The organism is Microcoleus sp. D3_18_C4 (genome assembly GCF_036702355.1).
GTDB lineage: Bacteria > Cyanobacteriota > Cyanobacteriia > Cyanobacteriales > Microcoleaceae > Microcoleus.
In genome coordinates this window covers 1-6,890 of sequence record NZ_JAUBTF010000125.1, presented here as the reverse complement: position 1 = coordinate 6,890, position 6,890 = coordinate 1, and the positions used below count along the sequence as shown (strand labels likewise).

4 protein-coding genes and 1 pseudogene are annotated in these 6,890 nt (G+C 43.2%); 3 read left to right on the top strand and 2 right to left on the bottom strand.

The window, feature by feature from the left end; all coding sequences use genetic code 11:
• Window positions 1–1,113 precede the first annotated feature (1,113 nt).
• The 3 genes from QUA90_RS29725 (at window position 1,114) to QUA90_RS29715 (ending at window position 5,705) form a co-directional block, all read left to right on the top strand.
• Entirely contained in the window at window positions 1,114–4,518 is a 3,405-nt protein-coding gene (locus QUA90_RS29725; RefSeq protein WP_333448719.1) for a plasmid replication protein, CyRepA1 family, read from the top strand.
• 140 nt (window positions 4,519–4,658) lie between these two features.
• A complete protein-coding gene (locus tag QUA90_RS29720) occupies window positions 4,659–4,943 on the top strand; it encodes a hypothetical protein (RefSeq protein ID WP_333448718.1) in 285 nt (94 codons plus the stop codon).
• A 264-nt stretch (window positions 4,944–5,207) separates the two neighbouring features.
• A complete protein-coding gene (locus tag QUA90_RS29715; RefSeq protein ID WP_333448717.1) occupies window positions 5,208–5,705 on the top strand; it encodes a hypothetical protein in 498 nt (165 codons plus the stop codon).
• 141 nt (window positions 5,706–5,846) lie between these two features.
• Here the strand turns inward: QUA90_RS29715 and QUA90_RS29710 are convergent.
• Window positions 5,847–6,152 (bottom strand): annotated as a pseudogene (locus tag QUA90_RS29710) (transposase); the annotation flags it as partial.
• A 131-nt stretch (window positions 6,153–6,283) separates the two neighbouring features.
• A complete protein-coding gene (locus tag QUA90_RS30625) occupies window positions 6,284–6,721 on the bottom strand; it encodes a leucine-rich repeat domain-containing protein (protein WP_445300154.1) in 438 nt (145 codons plus the stop codon).
• Between the last annotated feature and the right edge of the window lie 169 nt (window positions 6,722–6,890).

Genomic DNA, 6,890 nt, shown 5'->3' with positions numbered 1-6,890 from the left:
AGTTATTAATACATTACTTGAAATTTCACGATATTCCCATTCCTGGGGCATTCATACCTTGATTCAGCAACGCCAAATTTGGGTTAGTGCGATCGGACAGAGATTTTGGATAAACTATAAAATTTTTCGTGAACGAGTAATGCTTTAACCGTCTATATTTAGCCTTCGACTGGGTATTTTACTAGCAACAGTTAGTGCCTTTTGTATACCAACTTATGGAAAAAAATCTCTTGTAATATAATTTTTGATCAAAAAACATTATATTTTAAATACCTATTCAATAAGAGTTTAAAATAGCCCATCATCAAAGTTACGACTTATTGATCGCTCTCAATAATGATTACCGTATAATCGGAGGAAAGGAGTAATGCTTTCACTATCTATGTTTCAGCTTTTGGCTCGGTATTTTGCCAGTAAAAGTTAGTGCCTATCGTATAGCAACTTATCGGAAATAATTCTACTATAGCAATCCTCAATTATTTGTGAATTTCTTACTTCCTTCCCTTACCAATGTGAGGTTTGGGGTAGAGTAAAAAAAATACTTACGACTGATTTAGAAGCGCTATATGGTATAAATCCCGTTATCAACAGAGAGAGATATTCTCTATATCGATAATCTGATAATAATTAAATTCTCTATATCGATAATCTGATAATAACTAAGTTCTCTATATCGATAATCTGATAATAATTAAATTCTCTATATCGATAATCTGATAATAACTAAATTCTTTATTGAGAAAATTTAATTATCAGCTTATCAAATTTGTAACGTGACGCTCGATCTTCGCAAGCATTTTTGCAGTATCATTGAAACGAGTTATCGACGTAGTTTGTCCGGGTTTGACCGCGTGTTTTTCAAATCCCTAAAAGGGTTTATCCCTGAAAGACAGTTTCGCGGTATATTGGGATTTAATCGGTGTACGGCCGGCAAAAAAAAAAAAAAACTGCTACCACCCGGAAAGGCAGAAGCAGACCCCAACTCCCCGGCAAGGGAGCGTTTCATTCAATTTCTTAATTTAAGTTTACCGCAATAGTGGTATTTCTAGTTTTTCTTAGGGGTCAATTTCAATTCCGGGTGGTAGTGGCTCTAGAACAAGAATCATTATCACCATGAGATCAGAAAAGTCAGAAAAAAAGTTCGATAATCCTCCTGCGGCAAGCTCTTTTGCTGATACTGAGCTTCTGCCTGAACACCTGCAAGAATTACTCGCATCTAGCCCGCCAAGTGTAAGCTTCGATTTAAAGTTTCCTTTCTTTATGGGAAACTGGCTCACAGAAAAGGGCGCAGAGCTTTTTGAGACTCTTCACCCAAAAGTCACGGCGACGCAAAGCGGCACGGGAGTCCGAGGTGGAAAGGTACGCGCAAGTTTGAATGACTGTATGGAGTCAGTGGCCTTAGTGTGCCACGGCCGCGCCAAGGTTACTCACGGGCCTCTAGCAAAAAAAAGTAAATATTTAAACAAAAGCGGATATTACGATACCGCTGGGCGATACATATCTATTCCTTGCCGACCGACTTTCTTATTGCCGACCCTGCCAATATGGGAATTAGTATCCAAGCGCTACGGTGTTGCAATTCCTGATAATCCAGTGTTAGTAGGGCCGTGGGGACTGGCGATCGGATTTTGGGACTGGGTACGAGATAATAATATTCCCGTCACACTTGCTGAAGGAGAAAAAAAGGCAGGATGCTTGCTTCTTCTGGGTTATGCAGCAATTTCTTTGAACGGCATCTGGATGGGGCGTCGGGTAATTTACCGAAAATCCGATGGCAGAAGGATCGGCGAGCAACTACAGGAAGATTTGCAGGAGTTCGACACGCCAGGACGCGAAATCACTTTCACCTTTGACTACCGCGAGGGTGAATACTTCAAGTCTGTAGAGTTCAAAGCGGCACGAGCTACGGGGGGACTGCTGCAAAATGCGATCGCCAAAATTGCACAGTTACCGGGCCCGCAAAAAGGGATTGATGATTTTGCAGCCGTCGGCGGGGACGTTGACGCGGTAATTTCGGCCGCTAGAAACATTGATGAGGTTCAGAAACAATTTTTCCTGTGGCTCGGCAAGAAAAACAGACAGAAAGCTTGGGCGCTGACTCACCCGATCGCATGGGAATGCAACCAGCGCTACCTAGACATTCCTTACCCAGATTCAGGCCTTATCTGCATCCGATCGCCCAAAGGTACGGGGAAAACCTACGCGCTCAGAAAACTAGCGGCCAAAACTCAAGCCGAAAACCGCAAAGTTTTAGTCCTCACCCACAGAATTGTTCTGGGACGGGGAATCTGCCAAGTTGTCGGAATTCCTTGGATCGAAGAAATGAACAGCGACGGCGATCGCTTCATTGAGGGCAATGCTCTCGGGTACGGACTTTGCATCGACAGCTTGCATCCAACCTCTCAAGCATTTTTCAATCCGCTAGCTTGGAAAGGTGCGCTAATTATTTTTGATGAAATCGAGCAAATTTTCTGGCACGCGCTCAACTCTTCAACCTGCCGGGAACATCGGCAAGCGATTCTTGCAAGTCTCAAGCTTTTGCTGCAAACCGTGCTGAACTCCGGCGGGCAAGTCGTTTTGCAGGATGCTGATTTAAGTAATTACAGTATCGATTTTGTTCGCGAGCTTTCTGGGGTTGATGTGGCGCCTTGGATTGCAGTAAATCACTGGCAACCGTCTGAACCGTGGCAGATAAAATTCTATGACACCCAACACATCAAGGGCAAAACTCAAGATAATCCATCGGGACTCCTCAAGGATTCAGTCGATCATGTAACGAATGGGGGCAAAATCTGGGTTAGCTGTGACAGCCAGAAAGCTAAAAGCAAACACGGTACTAAAAACCTAGAAAAATATTACCGATCGCGCTGCCCTGGTAAAAAAATCCTCAGAATAGATGCCGAGACTGTCGCAAACCCTGAGCATCCTGCTTACCAACCCTCTGAGAAAATCAACGAACTAGCGGCACTCTACGATATCGTCATTTGTTCGCCGTCGCTGGCAACTGGGGTGTCTGTTAACTTGCGGGGACATTTTACCGCCGTGTTTGGCATTTATCAGGGCGCAATCTCTGACAACGAAGTGCGGCAAAGTCTGGCGCGAGTGCGGGAACCGATGCCGAGATTTGTCTGGTGCCGCCAGATTGCAGTGGGAAAAGTTGGCAATGGGGAATCAAATTACAAGGCAGTAGCCAATTCAAAGGAAAGAGACTGCCGCTACAACCTGCAACTACTTAAAGATTTTGACTTTGACCTAGACAGAGCTTACAACCCAGTAGTTTTAAAGTATTGGGCGAAGTACGCGGCCCGAATAAATTCGTCAATTTGGGATTTTCGGGAGACTGTACGCGAAGGTTTAGTCGCCGAAGGTCACGTCGTTACAGATTGCGGAGACGATGATCGCGACACCTCCGGGGAAATTAAGGCACTGAGAATTCTTAGTCAAGTTGAGGAAGCCGTTGCCGTGGCAGAGGCAGACGACATCGATCGGGAGGAATTCGAGAAGCTCGAACAGCAACGCAGCAAAACCGACACCGAACGGCATCAAGAAGAAAAATTCAGACTGAAGGAAATTTACAAAGTAGAAGTTAGCCCAGAGCTTAGGCAACTTCACCAAGATAAATGGCATGGAAAAATTCTTCTTGAATATTTGCTTACCCACAACCCAGATTTTGCTTGGGTGCGCGAGCGCAAAAATATCGATTCCCAAATTAAGAGCGGAGACGGACAACTCTGCCTCCAAGATGTCCGGCAAATCACGGGCAAGCTGAAAATTCACGAAGTCCTGAATACTTTGCAGTTCCTCGACCGGACAAAAGAATGGAGTCACAAATCGCCAGAGGTTCTTGAGTTTGCAGCCAAGGCGTTGAAGCTGGCAGAAGATATCAAACTTTTGACAGGCATCACAGTCACTCAAGAGAAAGTGGCAAAGAATCCGGTCGGAGTCGTAGGGAGCTTTGTTGGGCAACTTGGACGCAAGCCCAGCGGCGAACAGCGCCGCGTAGGTGAAGACCGGGTGAGATTTTACAAGTTTGGCAGCGCCGCTTCTGCAAATTGCTTTGATAGGGCTGGCAACAAAATCTCGGAGCCTGAAGGTTTGCGATCGCAGATTTTTGAAGCTTGGAGGAAAAGGGACGAACTCGCTTTATTTGAATTCCACCAGAACAGCATCGCAGCAGTTGAGGCTGATGTCACACTAGACTCCAAATCGGCTCACAGTAAGGGTTGTTACGAAAAAGCCCCTCCCAAACCGCAAGTTGTCACACCTCGGACTATAGATATAGAAAAAACACCTAGTGTGACAACAGACTCAACCGCAGAACCCCATTTAGAACATTCCCCAGTTTCCGAGAAAGCTTGGGGCTGGTTCCAGAGAAAGCTTGGGGAGTGGATTAAGTGCCGGGTGTTGGAGTTTGTTGAGGGTCGCTACCTGTTGGAAACCAAATCGATGGTTGATGACGGGATGGCAAGATTCCGAGCTGATCCAGAGGATTTGAGATGGGAAGCTCCAATCTGCTAGATGCCGATGTTAGGTATTTTAAAATGAGTTATATATACTTAACTTCCTGCCGATCGCCGAACCTCACCCTGCAACTTACATGACTCACCCTCAAATGCTGATTTTTTTGTTTGTGTGAAATATAAAAGGAGAAAACTAAAATGAGCTATGAAAAAATTCGGGAATTTTACGAAGCAGGGCAAACAATCGACGAAATTGCTAATTATCTTGAAGTTAGTCGAACTTATATTTATCTCCGCCTCAAAAAAAGTGGCGCAAATATGCGTAGAGCTGTGGTACGTAGGACGGAAGCACAGCAGGCACGACACAACGAAATTCTCAGACTTCGCGCTCAAGGTCTAACCCTAAAAGAAATAGCTGAGGTTGTTGGACTTTCCCGCGAGGGAGTCCAGCATTATCTAAGATCTAAAATTTCTAGTGAGTAGAGTTTGATTCACTTACCACTTTTTGAATTTTCTCGCTGAAACCCAGTTCCTGCACAACTTTGATTGACGTACCAATTTTGCCGATCGTTTGGCAAAATTCCAAACCCTTGCACCATAAGGCTTTAACTATGCCTGCGATTTCTCTGGTTTCAAATTGAAGTATTCAATTGAATCTCTAACAAAACCTACAACCGAGGAAAAGTCTAAATCCTCGTTAAAGATTTTAGATGTAAAGATTTTGGAAAATAAAACTTAGGAGATATTATGGGAGAAGCAAAGCGGCGACAAAAAGTAGATCCAAATTACGCCAAAAAGAATTTTAAAAATAATATTTCGAGATTTGATAGCTGGAACGGTCGCTATACGACAGACGGAACTCCAATTACCAGGGCAACGGTGTGGGCGTGTGATGGTTGCTTAACAATTGGAGATAATTATATGATATTTAACAAAGGAGTGTTAGCCGGAAAAATTTATTACCCTACCTCTTTGGAAGGTACGGAAGTGCAATTTAAAGCGCCTGTGGCAAGCTGGGGTTTAATTGCTAAGCAATATGGCGTACCTATGCCTGTATTTCCTAAAATAGAAAATGGTATAGCAATTGAATTTTGGGATTGGGTGCATGATAATAATATTCCCATTAAAAGAGTGAATTGCCCCCTTGAAGCAATGCGCCTCCTCTCTCAAAACGTTGTTGCAGTTTTTGTCTATCCACAGACAAATAGACCAAGAGAGAATTCTATTCCCATTCGTCAGATGTAGGATTTTCCGGCTCTCATGCAGATTTGGCAAACACGGAAATGGTCACTATTCTGATGTAATATCAATTCTGGTTGCACCGGAATGATATAGCTTTGGTTTTGGCCACCAATAGTAACAAGTAATCCCTTTAAGCAAAGAAGATTGTTTCAGCAGAATTTGGCAACGTTGAAATAATACTTCTTCTAATTCATCAAGATTTTGAAATGACCGATTGGCAATTGGTTCATTTACTAAAGACCACAGACGTTCTACTGGTTGTAATTCGGGAGGAGGAGAGGGCATAAATTCCAAATGTAGACCAAGAAGGAACTCGAACTTGTGGGCTAGTATGCCAACCTGTTTGGTTAATAGTTAAGATGATGTGTTTATTTTTACCAACTCCAAATTCTCTAGCAAATTTTTCTAAAACTAAGTTGAAAGCTCAATGTTAACTTTTGGGAGAATCCAGATCAAGCCGTGCCAGATTCGATAGTTGTCCAATTGCCTCTGGGATGGAGGTAGATCGCCTTCAGCAAGTTCAAGTTATGCGCTCGCCTCAAAAATTCTAGACAGGGGACGTTGAAATGTTTGCGGTAGGGCTAACGTACAAATCTACAGATAGATTCGGGTTTGACAGGACAAGTTTTATCAATAAGCATTGGATTGTTTTCGAGAGAGAGGAAAGTCAGCTTTGTGAGTGTTGATAAAGATTTTATGTCAACTATTTGATTGTTGTAGAGGGCAAGGTAACTTAGGTTGGTGAGTGTTGATAAGGGCTTAAGGTCGGCTATTTGATTGTTATGAAGGGAGAGGTCAGTTAGGTTGGTTAGTGTTGATAGGGGTTTAAGGTCAGTTATTTGATTGTTATTGATGGAGAGGTTAGTTAGGCTGGTGAGTGTTGACAAGGGTCTGAGGTCAGTTATTTGATTGTAATTGAGGGCGAGTCTAGTCAGGCTGGTGAGTGTTGATAAGGGTTTGAGGTCAGTTATTTGATTGTTGTTAAGGCCGAGCGAAGTCAGGTTGGTGAGTGTTGACAAGGGTTGTAGGTCAGTTATTTGATTCTCGCCGAGAAAGAGTAGAGACAAGTTGGTGAGTGTTGACAAAGCTTTGAAGTCAGTTATTTGATTCTTAAGCTGTTGTGCCTTTAAATAGGGTATAATAAAAAATTAGTTTAGTCAATTTATACAAAAATGCCAGCTAAAAACC